Here is a 14,577-nt window from a genome sequence, read left to right as displayed (position 1 = left end):
CTCACCTAATAAATTCTATTTTTAGCTTACACTGTTATTTGCTTGTAAGCCATTGCTGGAGCTTAGAATGAAGAGTTGTGGCATTGAGGGGTTTAGTTAAATAGTCATCCATACCAGTGGCCAAACATTTGTCTTTATCACCCTGCATTGCGTTTGCGGTAAGCGCTATTATTGTTATGTTTTTATTTACCTTGCCTGCTTTGCCTTCTCTGATGGCAATAGTTGCTTGATAGCCATCCATCGTAGGCATTTGGCAATCCATTAATATTAATTGATAAGTGTTAGCTGGGTTTTGATTCAACTGTTCAACTGCCTCAGCACCATTTTCAGCAATCTCAAATGTCACGTTCAACTGTTTTAAAAAAGCAGCGGTAACAACTTGGTTAATTTTATTATCTTCTACTAATAAAACATGCGCCGCGAGTGTATCTGTCATAACCTCAGTGGCAGCAAGCGACTTTAGTTGTGTATCAACGTGTGTTTGCTCGATAGTGCTTTTTGCAGTCAGCGCATTTTGTAAATCAAAAGGGGTGAGTGGTTTAAATACGAGGGTTTCTTCGGTTAATGGTAAGGTCGCGTTTTTATTTGTATAACTCATGGGAGCCATAATAATTAAATGGCTATTACTTTTTGTTAAAAACTGCTTAAGTGCGAGTGCTTGAGCTTCGTATAATGGTTCAAATAAAGCACTGTCAACGAGCACAATGTTTGGTGGGGTATCTTCATGGCTATTAATGTAGGCACTTATAGACAGGTAATCGCAGATCGTGCTGACCTTAGCCCCCCAGCGAGTTAATTGTTTTTTGGCAATAGTGGTATTGAGTAAGCAATCATCAATAACCCAAATACGCTTATTTTTAATTGCTTGATATGCTTCGTGCTCTTGAACTAATTGAGGGATTATCTTTATAAAAAAGGAAAATGTACTGCCTTTATTTGGTGTACTGCTCACATTCACTTCGCCACCCATGAGCTCACAAAGCTGCTTTACAATAGCAAGACCCAGGCCTGTGCCACCATATTGGCGTGTGGTTGATGTGTCTGCTTGAGTAAATGAGTCAAATAAATGGGGCTGTTTCTCTGCGCTGATTCCTATACCTGAGTCAGCGATTGCACATTCTAAAACTGTGGCGTCAAGTGTGTGGGCAATTTTAGCGGTTATCAATATTTCACCGTTTTGGGTGAATTTAACGGCATTACCAATTAAGTTACTTAAAATTTGACGTAATCTATTCGGATCGCTAATAAATTCACTGCTGGTGATATGTGTTGCATCCAAAATTAACGTGGTGTTATTTTGCTCGGCTTTTAATGCAAATGACTCAACCACTTCACCCAGTAAGCGAGGTAAATTAAATTGAATATTTTCAATGTCTAACTTGCCAGCCTCTATTTTAGAAAAGTCTAAAATATCATTAATAATTCCTAACAATGACTCTGCAGATGATTGTGCAAGTTTAATATGATGCTTTTGTTGTTGATCTAATTGGGTTGCTTTAACAATATTAAGCATTCCCAACACCCCATTCATGGGTGTGCGAATTTCATGGCTCATACTGGCTAAAAACTCACTTTTTGCAATCACAGCTTGTTCTGCGGCTTCTTTTGCCTTGACTAGTTGTGCCTCTGTTTCTATACGTTGTTGGCTAGAGTAAAGGCTGCCAATTAAAGCCCCTACAGCAATTAAAAAGCTTTCTTCATTATGGCTCCATGTTCTAACTATATCTTGCTCAGCACAAACTATTCCAATAGAGCCACTGCTTGCAGGAATAAGAACACACAGCATCGCCTTTACTGAAAGCGGTTGAAGGTAGCTTTCTTTGATGGGGGCTAAGTAGGGATGTTGTTGAGCATTATCAACACAAAATATCGCTTTTCGTTCTATTGCGGTAAAAAAGTCAGGAATAGTTTCTTGCAGCCACGGAATATTATTTTCGCTACCTGAACGATTAAAACTCGCAAATTGAATTAGCTGGGTTCTTTGTTGATTAAACAATTTTATACTGGCGCAGTTTACATCAAGGGCTTGGCAAATAGACTGCGTGATTAATTCTTTAGATTGGCTTAGTTTGCCATTTAATATTTCATCACTCACCGTTAAGGAGGCCAAGGTTTCGTTAAAACGAGCAATTTTACGATTTTCTAATTCTACTTTTTTACGGGCATCAATATTTTGTAATGAACCAAATATTCTTACACAACGGCCATTTTTATGTTCAGCTTCACCGTGAACAAGTGCCCATACAGGCTGACCATTTGCATTGATCACTTCAAGCTCAGTTTCGTAACTTTCACCTTCTTTAAAATAGTTTAAATTTTCTGACCATTTTGGTTGCTCATCTAATGGGTATTCAAATATTTTTTTAGTCATATCTGACCAAAACACGTGTTTTTTTTCTAAGTTAAACGACCATGCACCGACTTGTGCTAAATTACTCATCACCTCAAGCATTCTTTCGCTTTCTTGTTCACGGTTGAGTATTTTTAGATAAAACAAAAAGGCAGAAATGAGCAAGCCTAACACGGTTAAAATAATGAACCGTAAAGGCCAAATCGAAGAACTCACTGGTTGCCAGCCTTGCTTGGGTATAACATAAAGCTGCCAAACACCTCCTTGAAAGTTTAAAGTAAATTCTAGAGGGTCTTGATCAGTAATAGAGGGGTCACCGAAAAAAACTCACCTTGCTTACCTAATCCATTACGTCCTTGTATTGCTATATTATAATTTTGCTGTAGTTCAATAATCCCCGAGTTTTCATAAACTTTTTCTATATCGAGTACCACTGAGAGCAATCCCCAAAAGGCGTTATTTTCTGGCAAGTATACTGGTACGCGCGCAATCAAGGCTTCGCTGCCTTGGACAAGCTGAAGTGGACCTGCCATCACGATCGTATTCGTGTCTCTTGCTTTAATGGCATCTTTGCGCTGTGCTTTATTTTCCAAAAAATTAAGACCTATCGCTTTTTCGTTACCTTTAAGCGGATGGGTCATTTTTATTACCATGTCTGGCGCCGCGCCAATGTTACGTAGCTCATTTGAGGTTTCAAAAAGTGGGGCTGCAATTTGTTCAAAGCGATTTTGATCTAAGTTTGGCTCAGCGGCAACAGCAATAGCTAAGCCACGAATGAGTTGAATATTAGACACTAATACAGCTTCAAGTTGTGCTCTATAGGTACTTACCTGCGACAGAGTGCGTAATCGATAAGCATCTTTCTCACGGTGATAATTGACGTGATCAAGCACCAAGCTGATAGTGATTATCAACACCAGCGATAATAAAAAAGTCAGCTTAGCGTTATTAATTCGGGTGCGTTTGTTTTTGCGCTGCGGGGACATAGAATGTAATTAAGTTGTTAATCAAGACAGGCTAACTATAGTCAATTTATCGAAGAAATAAAAATGGCGCAGTTAAAAATGCGCCATTTTATTTTTATAATTAGTAGTTTAGGTGTGGTTATGAGTCGCTAACTTCGCGCGCCCAATGCTGTTGCTTTGCAACGTGTAATTTGCGGTAACCATCAAGAAGTGCTGCATGCTTTTTAAAGCCCTCAAGCGATAAGCCTGGGAAAGTTAAGCCGTTAAATAATTTACGACCTTCAGCAATTTCAATAGCAAGCGTGACATTGTCGCTACCAAACATTAAACCTAATGCATCTTGATAACTTGCATATTCGCGCTCGTCATCATATTTAATTTCAAGGATTGCTTTTAAGCAACGAAAGTGACGCATCGCTTCGTCGTTTACTTGGCCGGTATGCAAAATCCAATCAACCCAGTCAATAGCTTCTTCATTACCCGCCGCTAAGCATAAATGTGCTTTAAGCTCACCAATGCGTAGTGTGTGCCAAGGTGTATCGGCGTCGGTTGCTAAGCCAATGAATTCAGCTGCGCGAATAATATCGCTGTGGCCTGCTTCTTCGAGGTTGTCGTAAATTTCCATCCATTGTTCGCTATCGTACTGATCAAGCGATAAGAAGTCTTCACGGAATTTAGCGCCTTCATTATTGTTGCGCCAAATTAACTCATCTACTGGATAAATGTCTGACATACCAGGAACTAAAATACGACATGCATACACGTTTAAGTGGGTGTAATCCATAATATATATATCGTGACCCATGCTATGAATTAAATCAGTACAGAAGTTGTATTCTTGCTCAGTTGAACCACTAAAGTCCCAATGTACAAATTCAAAATCTGCTTCAGAGCGGAAAAAGTCATGTGAAATTAAACCGCTTGAATCAATAAAGTGCAGTTCAATGTTCTCAGGAGTAGCGACTTCGTCGTTATCAAATGTAGCAGGTTGGAATACGTCTAGTTGATCTAGGCGACGACCTTGCAGTAATTCAGTAACGGTACGCTCTAGCGCTACTTCAAATGAAGGGTGGGCACCAAAAGAAGCAAATACTGACCCATCAACAGGGTTTATAAGCGTGACACTCATTACTGGGTATTTACCGCCTAGTGATGCATCCGCAATGCGTAAATGGAAGCCATGGCTACGCAGCTCTTCACAAGCTTCATGAATTTTAGGGTATTGTTTTACCACCTCTTCAGGCACGATTGGCAAGCTGATACCTTCGGCAATAATGCGGTTTTTAATAGCGCGCTCAAATACTTCAGATAATCCCTGAACACGGGCTTCAAATTTAGTATTACCGGCACTCATACCATTAGAAACAAAAATATTACCAATCACATTCACCGGAATGTAAATGTCTTGGTTGTCGCGCTGACGAGTGTACGGTACAGAACAAATACCACGTTCGAAATTGCCAGAGTTAAAGTCATAAAGGTGTGATGCGGTTAATTCACGCTCTGGGTCAAAATAATCCCATAAGCTTTCATTCATAATACCCTGTGGTATTTCATCGTTTTCAACTTTAAACCATTTCTCGTTTGGATAATGAGTAAAGTCATCATTGGCAAATTCTTCGCCTAAGTAAAAATCAGCAAAAAAGTAGTTACAGCTTAAACGCTCAAAATATTCACCTAGCGCAGAGGCGATAGAGGCTTTATCAGTGGCACCTTTACCATTAGTAAACATCACACCGCAGTCGCTATCTTTTATATGAACTGAATAACAGTTTGCTACAGGGTTAAGCCACAGCGCTTCTTCAATATTAATATTTAGCGCTTTTAGCTTGTTTTGCATGGTAGAGATAGACGATTCTAAATCGCGGTCTTTACCTTTAATAAATGTTTTTTCAGTCATTTTGATCTCAACTAGGTCTGCACAATACATGGACTGTGTATTATCGTGGATTTTGATGTTTATTTCACCCTTTACCCGCTTTTCGTAGCGTTTTTAATAGAACGAATATGAATATATGCTAATAATAGTTTATTGAAATAGTTAAAGGGTATGTTTATGTTTAAAGTAATCAAACGGTTGCTATTGGTTGTTGTGGTTTTAGCGCTCGCCAGTACTGCAATTGTTTACGGCGTTTTGACCTTAAGTTTGCCAGCTCTTGACGGTAAAGGCCGAAGCGATGCAGTAACACAGCCCGTTAAGGTCGCTCGTGATACGCTTGGCCAAGCCGTTATTACTGCAACTACTCGTCATGACGCTGCCTATGGCTTAGGGTATGCTCATGGGCAAGACCGCTTTTTTCAAATGGATTTATTACGTCGTAATGCGGCCGGTGAGCTAAGCGAACTATTTGGTGAAGCCGCGCTTAGGCTTGATAAAAAAATGCGTTTTCACCAATTACGTAAACGCAGCCAAGCTATTTTAAAAACCCTCCCGAAGGCCGACAAACAGCTGCTACGCAGTTATGCCCAAGGTGTAAATGAAGGCCTTGCACAAGTAGGGTACCCCAGTTTTGAATATTTACTCACGGGGGCTGAGCAAAAGCCTTGGCAAAGTGAAGACAGTTTATTAGTTATTTTTAGCATGTACCTTGATTTACAGTCATCTACATTTGAGCGCGACCAAGCTTTAATTCAAATAGAGCAGCAGTACGGGGCTGAAATGGTAAGTTTTTTAACTCAGCCTAGCCAATATCAAGCCGCATTGGATGGCAGTCAGCTCGCTCTTTTGAATAACCCAATCCCCGAGCTTTTATCGCAACCAATCACCGCGATTAAACCCATTACTGCTAACTTAGAAGTGGGTAGTAATAATTGGGCGGTCACCTCAAATTTAACCAACACTCAGGCTGCGATGCTCTCTGATGATATGCATTTATCAATGGCTGTGCCGGTTATTTGGTATCGAGCCCAATTAAACTATTCATTAAATAATAAACCCATGCAGGTAACGGGTGTCTCGCTTCCGGGAGCGCCGGCGATTGTAGTAGGCACAAATAACAACGTTGCATGGGGGTTTACCAACGGGTATTTAGATACCGCCGATTGGATTGCGCTTAATAGCGATAGCAAAATGTGGCAAGTAGATGAGCCTATTGCATTACCCAGTGGCAAAGTAGAAAGTTACTCTCTTACGCTCAGTGAATACGGTCCGGTAAAATACATTAATGAAAAGCCTTACGCACTGAGCTGGGCTGCACATCAACCATACGCCGTTAATATGCAGCTATTACAGCTTGAGCAAGCACAGAGTGTTGATGATGCGCTTGATATTGCAAGTGACGTAGGCATCCCTGTGCAAAACCTGCTGGTGGTCGATGACCAAGGAAATGCAGCATGGAAAAATATGGGCGGCATACCTGCGCGAACAACACCCAGTGAATTAGCCGTAAAAGAAGAAGATTACTCCGCGCTTTGGGAGCAAAACGAAATCGATCGACCTTTTATTAAAAATCCTGAAAACGGGCGATTGTGGACAGGTAATTCTCGAGTGGTATCTGCTGATGATAACGTCCGTTTTGGTAATGGCGGCTATGCGCTTGGAGCCCGTGCAACGCAAATTCGCGATAGGTTATTTGAAAAACAACGCTTTAATGAAAGTGATTTTTATCAGTTGCAGTTAGATAACCAAGCACGATTTTTAATGCCTTGGCATGCCTTATTGCTTGAGCAGTTAAAAAAGCAGCCCACGCGCTATAAAGATCATATAAATGCCCTCGAAAACTGGCAGCAATGCGCTTGCCCGCAATCAATAGGGTATACCTTAGTAAAGACGTATCGTGATGAACTGATAAATATTTTATTTAGCAGTATTGAGACAACACTCAACCAGCAAGATGGCACATTAAAATATGTGAAACGTGATTTAGAGCCTGCTGTTTGGCAGTTAATAAAGGCTCAGCCAACAAGTTGGGTTAATCCGCAGTTTACTAATTGGGAGCAGCAATTACAGGGTGCCTTTGAGCAAACACTCACGCAGTTAACATCAAGGTTTGGTAATAACATAAAAAACTGGCAGTGGGGAAAAGTAAACGAATTAGCGATTGAGCACCCGTTTGCTAAACAAATGCCCATACTAAGTAAGTTACTTAACATGCCAATAGCCCCCGGATTTGGTGACAGTTATATGCCAGCGGTGCAAAAACGTAGTTTTGGCGCATCACAGCGTTTTATTGTTCAGCCTGGGCACTTAAAGAATGCTATTTTAACGATTCCGGGTGGGCAATCAGGGCACCCACTTTCTGAGTTTTACCGAGCTGGTTTTGATGAATATGTAAAAGGCAAGCACACGCCATTATTACCGCAAGCATTAATGCATCAAATTGAAATTGCACCAATGAACGACTAGCCTTGGATGCAAAGTGAGCTAAATAAGTAGTAATAACGTTTTATAACCCAGATAAAGCAATTATAGGAAAACAAAAATGAAAAAATTACTACCGGCATTAATCACCAGTTTACTGTTAAGCAATTATGCATTTGCGGATGAAAACCCTGTTACGGCTACACAATTAAGTGAACATGTTTACGTGTTATTTGGTCAAGGCGGTAACATTGCCGCAAGCGTGGGGGATGATGGCATTTATATTATTGACGATCAGTTTGCCAAGCTTTCCGATGATATAAAAAAAACCATTAGCGAATTAAAGCCAGGCAGTGCGGAGTTTGTAATTAATACCCATCATCATGGTGACCATACTGGTGGTAACGAGAACTTTGCCAAAGCGGGCGCACATGTGATTGCTCACGACAATGTGCACAAACGCTTAAAAGAAAAACATGGTGAGGGTTCTGATTACTTACCGCGTATTAGTTTTGGCCATGATTTAAAACTGCACTTTAACAATGAGCATGCGCATGTTGTGCACTACTCAAATGCACACACAGATGGCGACTCGGTTATCTTTTTTAGTAACGACAACATAGTGCACATGGGCGATATATATTTTAACTTTGGAAGCTTACCTTTTGTTGATGTAGATAGTGGCGGTAGTGTTGATGGTGTTTTAGCGGCGGTTGATGATGTGATCAAACAAATTGATGAAAAAACAACCGTTATTCCAGGGCATGGCCCGATAAGCGACCGTTCAGGGCTAATGACGTATCGTAAGCTGGTACAAAAAGCGAAAGATGTTATGCTTAATGCTATGCAAAACGATGCCAGTTTAGAGCAAGTCCTCAAAGCCGATCCATTATCAGAACTTGGCCTTGAATATGCAAACTGGTTACCAAAAGAGCGTGTAACCACCCTTTTTTATCGCAGTTTAAAGTAGCGCCTAGCGCGAACCATAACGCATAAACCTAATTAAGCTGAGCATTTGTTCAGCTTTTTTGATTTTTACGTGCCTAAAGGAGTTGTATATGTCGGCAGAAAAAACCCATCTTGAAATTTGTAATTTAAGCAGAGAACAATACCCACAAATTAAAACCTTGATGGACGAAGCGTACCCTGATTTAGGCGGCGCATGGCCAAGCCATACAATTTTTAGACTTATAGATCAGTTCCCTGAAGGGCAAATTGGTATTGTTGATGATGGCGTGCTGGTGGGTTTAGCGCTGAGTGTACAAGTGGATTATGCACGTTTTTCAAACCCGCACACCTATGAAGATATTGCTGATGGCCATGACCGTGTATTTAGTGATACCACCGGTGACGCGCTATATGGTTTAGATGTTGCTATTAGTGAGCAGTACCGAGGCATGCGATTAGGGCGTCGTCTTTATGATGCCCGTAAAGAATTATGTCGCCAATATAACTTACGCGCTATTTTAGCGGGTGGCCGCATTCCGCGTTATTACAATCACAGCGACGATATGACGCCAATGGAATACATTGCCAAGGTGGATCAAAAAGAGATATACGATCCTATATTGAGCTTTCAATTAGCTAACGATTTTCAGGTAAAGCGTTTACTTAAAAAGTACCTTCCAGAGGATCAAGAATCAGTAGGTTATGCCACGTTACTTGAGTGGAATAACATTATGTTTGAGCCAACCGATACCGTTATTGAGTCGACTAAATCAATCGTACGTGTTGGGGCTGTGCAGTGGCAAATGCGCTGTGTTGAGTCGGTTGAAGAAATGCTTAAGCAAGTTGAATATTTTGTTGATACGGTGTCTGATTATAAAAGCGACTTTATTTTATTTCCGGAGTTCTTTAACGCGCCACTGATGGGGTTAACTGAGCAAAGTAATCAAACCGAAGCCATTCGTTATTTAGCTGAATACACTGAGACTTTTAAAAACGCGATGTCGCGTATGGCAATTGAGTACAACGCGAATATTATCACCGGCTCTATGCCGCTTGCCGAGGGGGATAAAATCTATAACGTGAGTTACCTGTGCCACCGCAGTGGCAAAATAGATGAGCAACGTAAAATTCATATCACCCCGCATGAGCATAATGATTGGGTGATTCAAGGCGGTGATAAAATAGCGGTATTTGAAACCGATGCCGGTCGCGTAGGGATTCAAATTTGTTACGATGTAGAGTTTCCAGAGTTGTCGCGTATTTTAGCAACCCAAGGTCTTGATATTTTATTTGTACCATTTTGGACCGACACCAAAAATAGTTATTTACGTGTTCGCCACTGTGCGCAAGCGCGGGCTATTGAAAACGAGTGTTATGTGGTTATCGCAGGTTCGGTGGGTAATTTACCCGAAGTAGAAAGTTTAGATGTACAGTACTCGCAATCTGCTGTTCTTACACCGTCTGACTTTTCATTTCCACACGATGCCACACTAAATGAGGCCACCACCAACACCGAAATGCTATTATTTAGCGACTTAGATATGGACAAGTTAAAAATACTTCACAGTGAAGGTACCGTGCGTAACTTAAAAGACCGCCGCAGTGATTTATATGAAGTGATATTGAAAAAGAGAGATGTTTAATGGCGTGGATGTACTTAATAATTGCAGGGTTACTTGAAATTGGTTGGCCAATAGGCCTAAAAATTTCACAAAACCCAGATACCCGTTGGCAAGGCATTGCAATTGCAATCGCGTTTATGGTCGCAAGTGGCTTCATGCTTTGGTTAGCGCAAAAGCAAATCTCTATGGGGACTTCTTATGCGGTATGGACGGGGATTGGCGCAGCAGGTACGTTTTTAGTTGGTATATTATTTTATGGTGATGCAGCCACTTTTGGCCGTATTGCTGGTGTATTAATGATTATTTGTGGTGTCATCACCTTAAAAATTAGTCATTAATTGTTAGATTAAAAAACAAGCGCAGATTTATACCTGCGCTTTTTTTAACTACTTGGCAGCATAACCAATATGGCAGCCACTGCAATCAGCACTAGCCCCGCACTGTCTTGGCGCTTTAGCGGCTGCTTTAGCCATAAAATAGAGATTAACATGGTAAAAAATACTTCTATTTGACCGAGCGTTTTTACATAGGCGACATGCTGTAAGCTCATGGCACTAAACCAGCCGACGGAACCTAAGCAGCTAAATACACTCACTGCACTTGTCATTTTCTTATATTGATACATCATTTTAAAGGTATGGCGCTCTTTTAAAGCAATGTATATACATAACATCAATGTTTGTAAGCTAATAATCAGTAACAAAACCCACGCGGGTGCATAAGGAAAAGCAATACCCGAGCTTAAACTCGCTTCGCGGATCCATGACGATGACAACGCAAACGAAGTACCGCAAGCAAGCCCTGTTAAGGCGGTTTTTAAGCTAAAATGTTTCACATTCGCAATGCCGCTTAATAGCAATACAGCGAGTGCGCCAATAAATACACCAATCCAACCTAAAAATGAAAGCGCCGAACCAAAAAATAGTAATCCTAATATCGCCGCCATTAGCGCTTCGCTTTTAGCAAGGCCCGCGCCTACTGCAAAATTGTTCATTTTAAACAACTTCACCATGAGCCCTGTGGCAATAATTTGCACTATGCTGGCTCCAATAATATAGCTAATAAATAAAGGATTAAATGAAGGGAGAGGCGCATCTTGGTAATAATAAAGCGCATATAAATACAGCCCTGCAATAGGGCTTGCGACAATAAAGCGGGCTAGAGTAACGCCAGCAACGCTGACATGAGCGCTTAATTTGCTTTGCAGCGCATTACGCCATGACTGCATAAATGCGGCAAAAATAGTGAGTAAAATCCAAATCATCTTAAACAACATACAAAAAAGTGGAGAGCTAATTTAGCAGTACTCTGGCATTAAAGCGACCATCAAAAAGGCATAATGAATATTCATCACCTGCGACAATTTGCCACAGTGACGCACTGCTTAAATCGGCTATAGTGTGAGGGATGTTACTGCTAGCCGCCAGAGCTCAGGTTATTTATATTTGGCGGCTTTTTTCTATTTGCTGTGTTATTTTGGGTCATAAATAATAACTCGAGAATTATAATGACGATTTTATTGGTTTGCGCCTTAATTGCAGTGATCATGCCTTATGTTGCGAGAATCCCAGCTATTATAGAAATGAATAAGCTCGGTGGTTACGATAATAAACATCCACGGCAACAACAAACACAACTTACAGGACTCGGAGCACGGGCGCTGGCTGCTCATCAAAACTGTTTTGAATCGTTAGCGGTTTTTGCCGTTGCTTTGGCTGCTGTATTAGGCACAAACAATGTTAATGCCGTAACCGAAACTTTAGCGATGACGCATATTGTAGCGCGTATTTTATTTTGTGCTTTTTATTATTTAAACCTCGATATTATTCGCTCGATCACTTGGCTGGTGGGAATAGGCACCGCTATTGGCATGATCGCCGTCAGTTTATAACGAGAATAAGCAAAAACCACAAAGCAAGCAGCCTAAAAGGGTGCTTGCTTTATAGTCTTAAACACTTATTCCCATTAATGCGATATGTTAACCCGCTCTATTAAATCACTTTTTGTAACTGTACTGTTGAGTGCAAAATCAAGTTGTATTAGTACGTTCTGTTGTCCCATTGATGAAGGCGTATATTGCCATTGCATCAGTGCTCTTTTTGCTTCTTTGTTAAAGACTGCTTCTGGTTCAGCTTTTACAACAGTAATGTTAGCTGTTTTACCTGCTGGAGTTATGTCGTATTTTAATACCACTGAACCGCTGATGCCTTGCTCCGCCGCTTGTTTTGGGTAAAGCGGTTCGATTCGCATTACGGGAGCAATAGATGTTTCTTTTTTAGCTGATGCTTCAGGTTGCTTTGCTACTGCTAAGCCACTGAGCAAGCTCGCAGCGATAAGTAACACGCTTCCTTTTGCTAGGCGCGAATGTGCGCCGTTATGTTTGATATTAGTAAGTCGTTGTAACATGGTTTTTTTATCTCCGTAGTGTGAATAAGCCATCAGACCCGCTGGCGCATTGGCAGCGCAGTTTATTAAGGCTTTGCTGTATAAAATTTGTTGCTGTGTGGTTTTATTGCTTAGTACCCGTTCATCACAAGTTAGCTCCTGCAAACGTCTACAGCTTGCGTAAGCCATCCAAGCCAGAGGGTTAAACCACAATAAAATTGTAGCCAGTAATAGCACCACATTTATAAGGTTGTCTTTGCGCTTTATATGCACGTTTTCGTGCTCTAGAATAAGCGCTAGAGTAGCATTATCAAACTGAGTATTATAATTGTGCGGCAATACCAGTTTGCTATTAAAAACACCAATGACCATGGGCGTAGCCACCTGAGCGCTGGTATAAGTTTTTACTCCTATTGTTACTTGCTTAAAATGGGCTAACTCAGTGAGCTGTAGGCCTTTAACAAATCGGGTATGGGTAACAACAGCGGCAATTAATAGGACCGTGGTAATAATGACATACAGTAGCGCCCAACTAACACTTAAGCCGTTTGTAAGTGCTTGATTAGGCGTAATTAAATGGTAACTAATGCCGCTATTTTGCAGTGGCTTAATTGCACTAGGTAAATTAGCCAACAGAACTGATACAGGTATTAACCAAGCTAATTTATACACAAAGCGTGAGCCAAGGGCTTTTAAGCCAAAGCGCTCAAGTAAAACAAACCCTGCAAACAACAGACTTAATAATAGCTGCTGTTCAATGAGCCAATTAAATCCTATTTGAATCGCCATGCTAACTCCTTACTTTTGATTCTTTTCCCAGTCATCAATAACTTTTTTAAGCTCGTTTATATCTTGCTGAGAGAGTTGCTCCGATTTAGCGAAGCCACTTACCAAAGGAGCAATACGACCACTAAAAAAGCGCTCTATGAAGTTCTTACTCTCTTTTAAAGTATAATCAGCACGGGCAATACATGGCGTATAAATATATTGGCGGCCGTCTTTTTCAAAGCTAAGCGCGCCTTTTTTTACTAAACGACCCAATAAGGTTTTAATGGTTTTTTCGTGCCATTGTTTATCGTCACTTAAACGCTCAATAATTTGGCTGGCTGTGGCGGGGTAGTTAATCCAGAGTGCATCCAGCACTTCAAATTCTGCTTTTGATAATTCGATCATTTTATTGCCTACAAGTGTAATCTTTCATTTAAGACTACACTTGTAATCTATTTTTGCAAGTTTATTTTTTGTTTTTTAATCACGCTAAAGGGAGGGGATTAGTGTGAGCTTATTGGCTTAAAATATCGTTTTTGTTAATTTTTATAAAGTGGTTTTCTGGGAGGTTTAAATTATCTAATAGTAATTCACTGATCTGTACGCGGTATAAATCAATGACTGTGTAGCCACAGTAATGCGCCATTTTACGTATTTGCCTGTTGAGCCCTTGTTTTAAAACAATACTAAATTGATTACTCGCTATTTTAACTACTTCACAAGGTCGTGTTATTTGCTTATCAACGGGGACGCCTGCTGCCATTTTTTCACAAAAATGCGCGTCTAATGGTTTATTCACAGTGACTAAGTAGCGTTTGGGTTGATGAAAGTCTGGATGAATCAGTTGATTACAAAAGTCTCCGTCGTTGGTCAAGATAATTAAACCACGAGAATCTTTATCAAGGCGGCCAATAGGGTAAACACGGGTAAGTTGAGGCAGGTGATGGATAAGGCTGCTGGGGTCGTGATGATTGAGTTTACAGTCAATCCCTACCGGTTTGTGGTAGGCAAAGTACATTAAATCGGCTGGGCCTTTAATGGCGTGACCATTAACGATAACACGGTCGTTTTCGTCCACATGATCAATATGATTAGCGGGGCGATTATTAACGATGACAACGCCTTCATCAATCAAGCGCGACGCTTGTTTTCGTGAGCAAATACCGGCATGAGCAATGTATTTAGCGAGTCGAATTTTTGTATCCATAATGCAGTGTAATTAAAAAATATTGATCGCGA

At 40.7% G+C, this 14,577-nt stretch carries 10 protein-coding genes and 1 pseudogene; 5 read left to right on the top strand and 6 right to left on the bottom strand.

Translation table 11 applies throughout. The annotated features are described in order from the left end of the window. Positions 1 to 34: 34 nt before the first annotated feature. Together BM380_RS17385 and ycaO are read right to left on the bottom strand one after the other, a co-directional pair. Positions 35 to 3,336 (bottom strand): annotated as a pseudogene (locus BM380_RS17385) (ATP-binding protein). A gap of 118 nt (positions 3,337 to 3,454) precedes the next feature. Further along, positions 3,455 to 5,215 (bottom strand): 30S ribosomal protein S12 methylthiotransferase accessory factor YcaO, encoded by a 1,761-nt coding sequence (ycaO, locus tag BM380_RS17380; protein WP_090495378.1) that lies wholly within the window; start codon positions 5,213 to 5,215, stop codon positions 3,455 to 3,457. A 156-nt stretch (positions 5,216 to 5,371) separates the two neighbouring features. Here ycaO and BM380_RS17375 point away from each other — a divergent pair, with 156 nt between their 5' ends. From BM380_RS17375 to BM380_RS17360, 4 genes are all read left to right on the top strand, one after another. Beyond that, on the top strand, positions 5,372 to 7,660 hold the full coding sequence (locus BM380_RS17375) for a penicillin acylase family protein (RefSeq protein WP_090495376.1): 2,289 nt from the start codon (positions 5,372 to 5,374) through the stop codon (positions 7,658 to 7,660). A 76-nt stretch (positions 7,661 to 7,736) separates the two neighbouring features. Beyond that, the gene (locus BM380_RS17370; protein WP_090495375.1) at positions 7,737 to 8,585 is read left to right on the top strand and encodes an MBL fold metallo-hydrolase; all 849 of its coding nucleotides are present in this window, start codon (positions 7,737 to 7,739) and stop codon (positions 8,583 to 8,585) included. An 88-nt stretch (positions 8,586 to 8,673) separates the two neighbouring features. Beyond that, on the top strand, positions 8,674 to 10,206 hold the full coding sequence (locus BM380_RS17365; RefSeq protein WP_016900226.1) for a bifunctional GNAT family N-acetyltransferase/carbon-nitrogen hydrolase family protein: 1,533 nt from the start codon (positions 8,674 to 8,676) through the stop codon (positions 10,204 to 10,206). Then, positions 10,206 to 10,523 (top strand): DMT family transporter, encoded by a 318-nt coding sequence (locus BM380_RS17360; RefSeq protein ID WP_016900225.1) that lies wholly within the window; start codon positions 10,206 to 10,208, stop codon positions 10,521 to 10,523. The genes BM380_RS17365 and BM380_RS17360 overlap by 1 nt, the downstream gene beginning before the upstream one ends. A 44-nt stretch (positions 10,524 to 10,567) precedes the next feature. Here the strand turns inward: BM380_RS17360 and BM380_RS17355 are convergent, their stop codons facing one another. Continuing rightward, the gene (locus BM380_RS17355; RefSeq protein WP_013463714.1) at positions 10,568 to 11,449 is read right to left on the bottom strand and encodes a DMT family transporter; all 882 of its coding nucleotides are present in this window, start codon (positions 11,447 to 11,449) and stop codon (positions 10,568 to 10,570) included. Positions 11,450 to 11,692: 243 nt separating this feature from the next. Here BM380_RS17355 and BM380_RS17350 point away from each other — a divergent pair, with 243 nt between their 5' ends. Further along, complete coding sequence (locus BM380_RS17350) at positions 11,693 to 12,076, top strand: MAPEG family protein (protein WP_090495373.1); 384 nt, start codon at positions 11,693 to 11,695, stop codon at positions 12,074 to 12,076. Between the two features lie 74 nt (positions 12,077 to 12,150). Here BM380_RS17350 and BM380_RS17345 read toward each other — a convergent pair whose 3' ends face one another. The 3 genes from BM380_RS17345 to BM380_RS17335 form a co-directional block, all read right to left on the bottom strand. Continuing rightward, positions 12,151 to 13,359, bottom strand: a complete 1,209-nt coding sequence (locus tag BM380_RS17345) for a M56 family metallopeptidase (protein WP_090495372.1) — start codon at positions 13,357 to 13,359, stop codon at positions 12,151 to 12,153. Positions 13,360 to 13,368: 9 nt separating this feature from the next. Then, entirely contained in the window at positions 13,369 to 13,743 is a 375-nt protein-coding gene (locus BM380_RS17340) for a BlaI/MecI/CopY family transcriptional regulator (protein WP_016900222.1), read from the bottom strand. Positions 13,744 to 13,852: 109 nt separating this feature from the next. Further along, entirely contained in the window at positions 13,853 to 14,545 is a 693-nt protein-coding gene (locus BM380_RS17335; RefSeq protein ID WP_090495371.1) for a pseudouridine synthase, read from the bottom strand. Between the last annotated feature and the right edge of the window lie 32 nt (positions 14,546 to 14,577).

Origin of the sequence: Pseudoalteromonas sp. DSM 26666 (assembly GCF_900116475.1) — a bacterium.
In the GTDB taxonomy this organism is placed as follows: domain Bacteria; phylum Pseudomonadota; class Gammaproteobacteria; order Enterobacterales; family Alteromonadaceae; genus Pseudoalteromonas; species Pseudoalteromonas tetraodonis.
Note: the sequence above shows the minus strand (reverse complement) of the source record. Positions and strands in the feature narration are given on the sequence as shown.

Coding starts and splice junctions, on each gene's coding strand:
- ycaO (WP_090495378.1), bottom strand. CDS start 5,215: ATGACTGAAAAAACATTTATTAAAGGTAAAGACCGCGATTTAGAATCG.
- BM380_RS17375 (WP_090495376.1), top strand. CDS start 5,372: ATGTTTAAAGTAATCAAACGGTTGCTATTGGTTGTTGTGGTTTTAGCG.
- BM380_RS17370 (WP_090495375.1), top strand. CDS start 7,737: ATGAAAAAATTACTACCGGCATTAATCACCAGTTTACTGTTAAGCAAT.
- BM380_RS17365 (WP_016900226.1), top strand. CDS start 8,674: ATGTCGGCAGAAAAAACCCATCTTGAAATTTGTAATTTAAGCAGAGAA.
- BM380_RS17360 (WP_016900225.1), top strand. CDS start 10,206: ATGGCGTGGATGTACTTAATAATTGCAGGGTTACTTGAAATTGGTTGG.
- BM380_RS17355 (WP_013463714.1), bottom strand. CDS start 11,449: ATGATTTGGATTTTACTCACTATTTTTGCCGCATTTATGCAGTCATGG.
- BM380_RS17350 (WP_090495373.1), top strand. CDS start 11,693: ATGACGATTTTATTGGTTTGCGCCTTAATTGCAGTGATCATGCCTTAT.
- BM380_RS17345 (WP_090495372.1), bottom strand. CDS start 13,359: ATGGCGATTCAAATAGGATTTAATTGGCTCATTGAACAGCAGCTATTA.
- BM380_RS17340 (WP_016900222.1), bottom strand. CDS start 13,743: ATGATCGAATTATCAAAAGCAGAATTTGAAGTGCTGGATGCACTCTGG.
- BM380_RS17335 (WP_090495371.1), bottom strand. CDS start 14,545: ATGGATACAAAAATTCGACTCGCTAAATACATTGCTCATGCCGGTATT.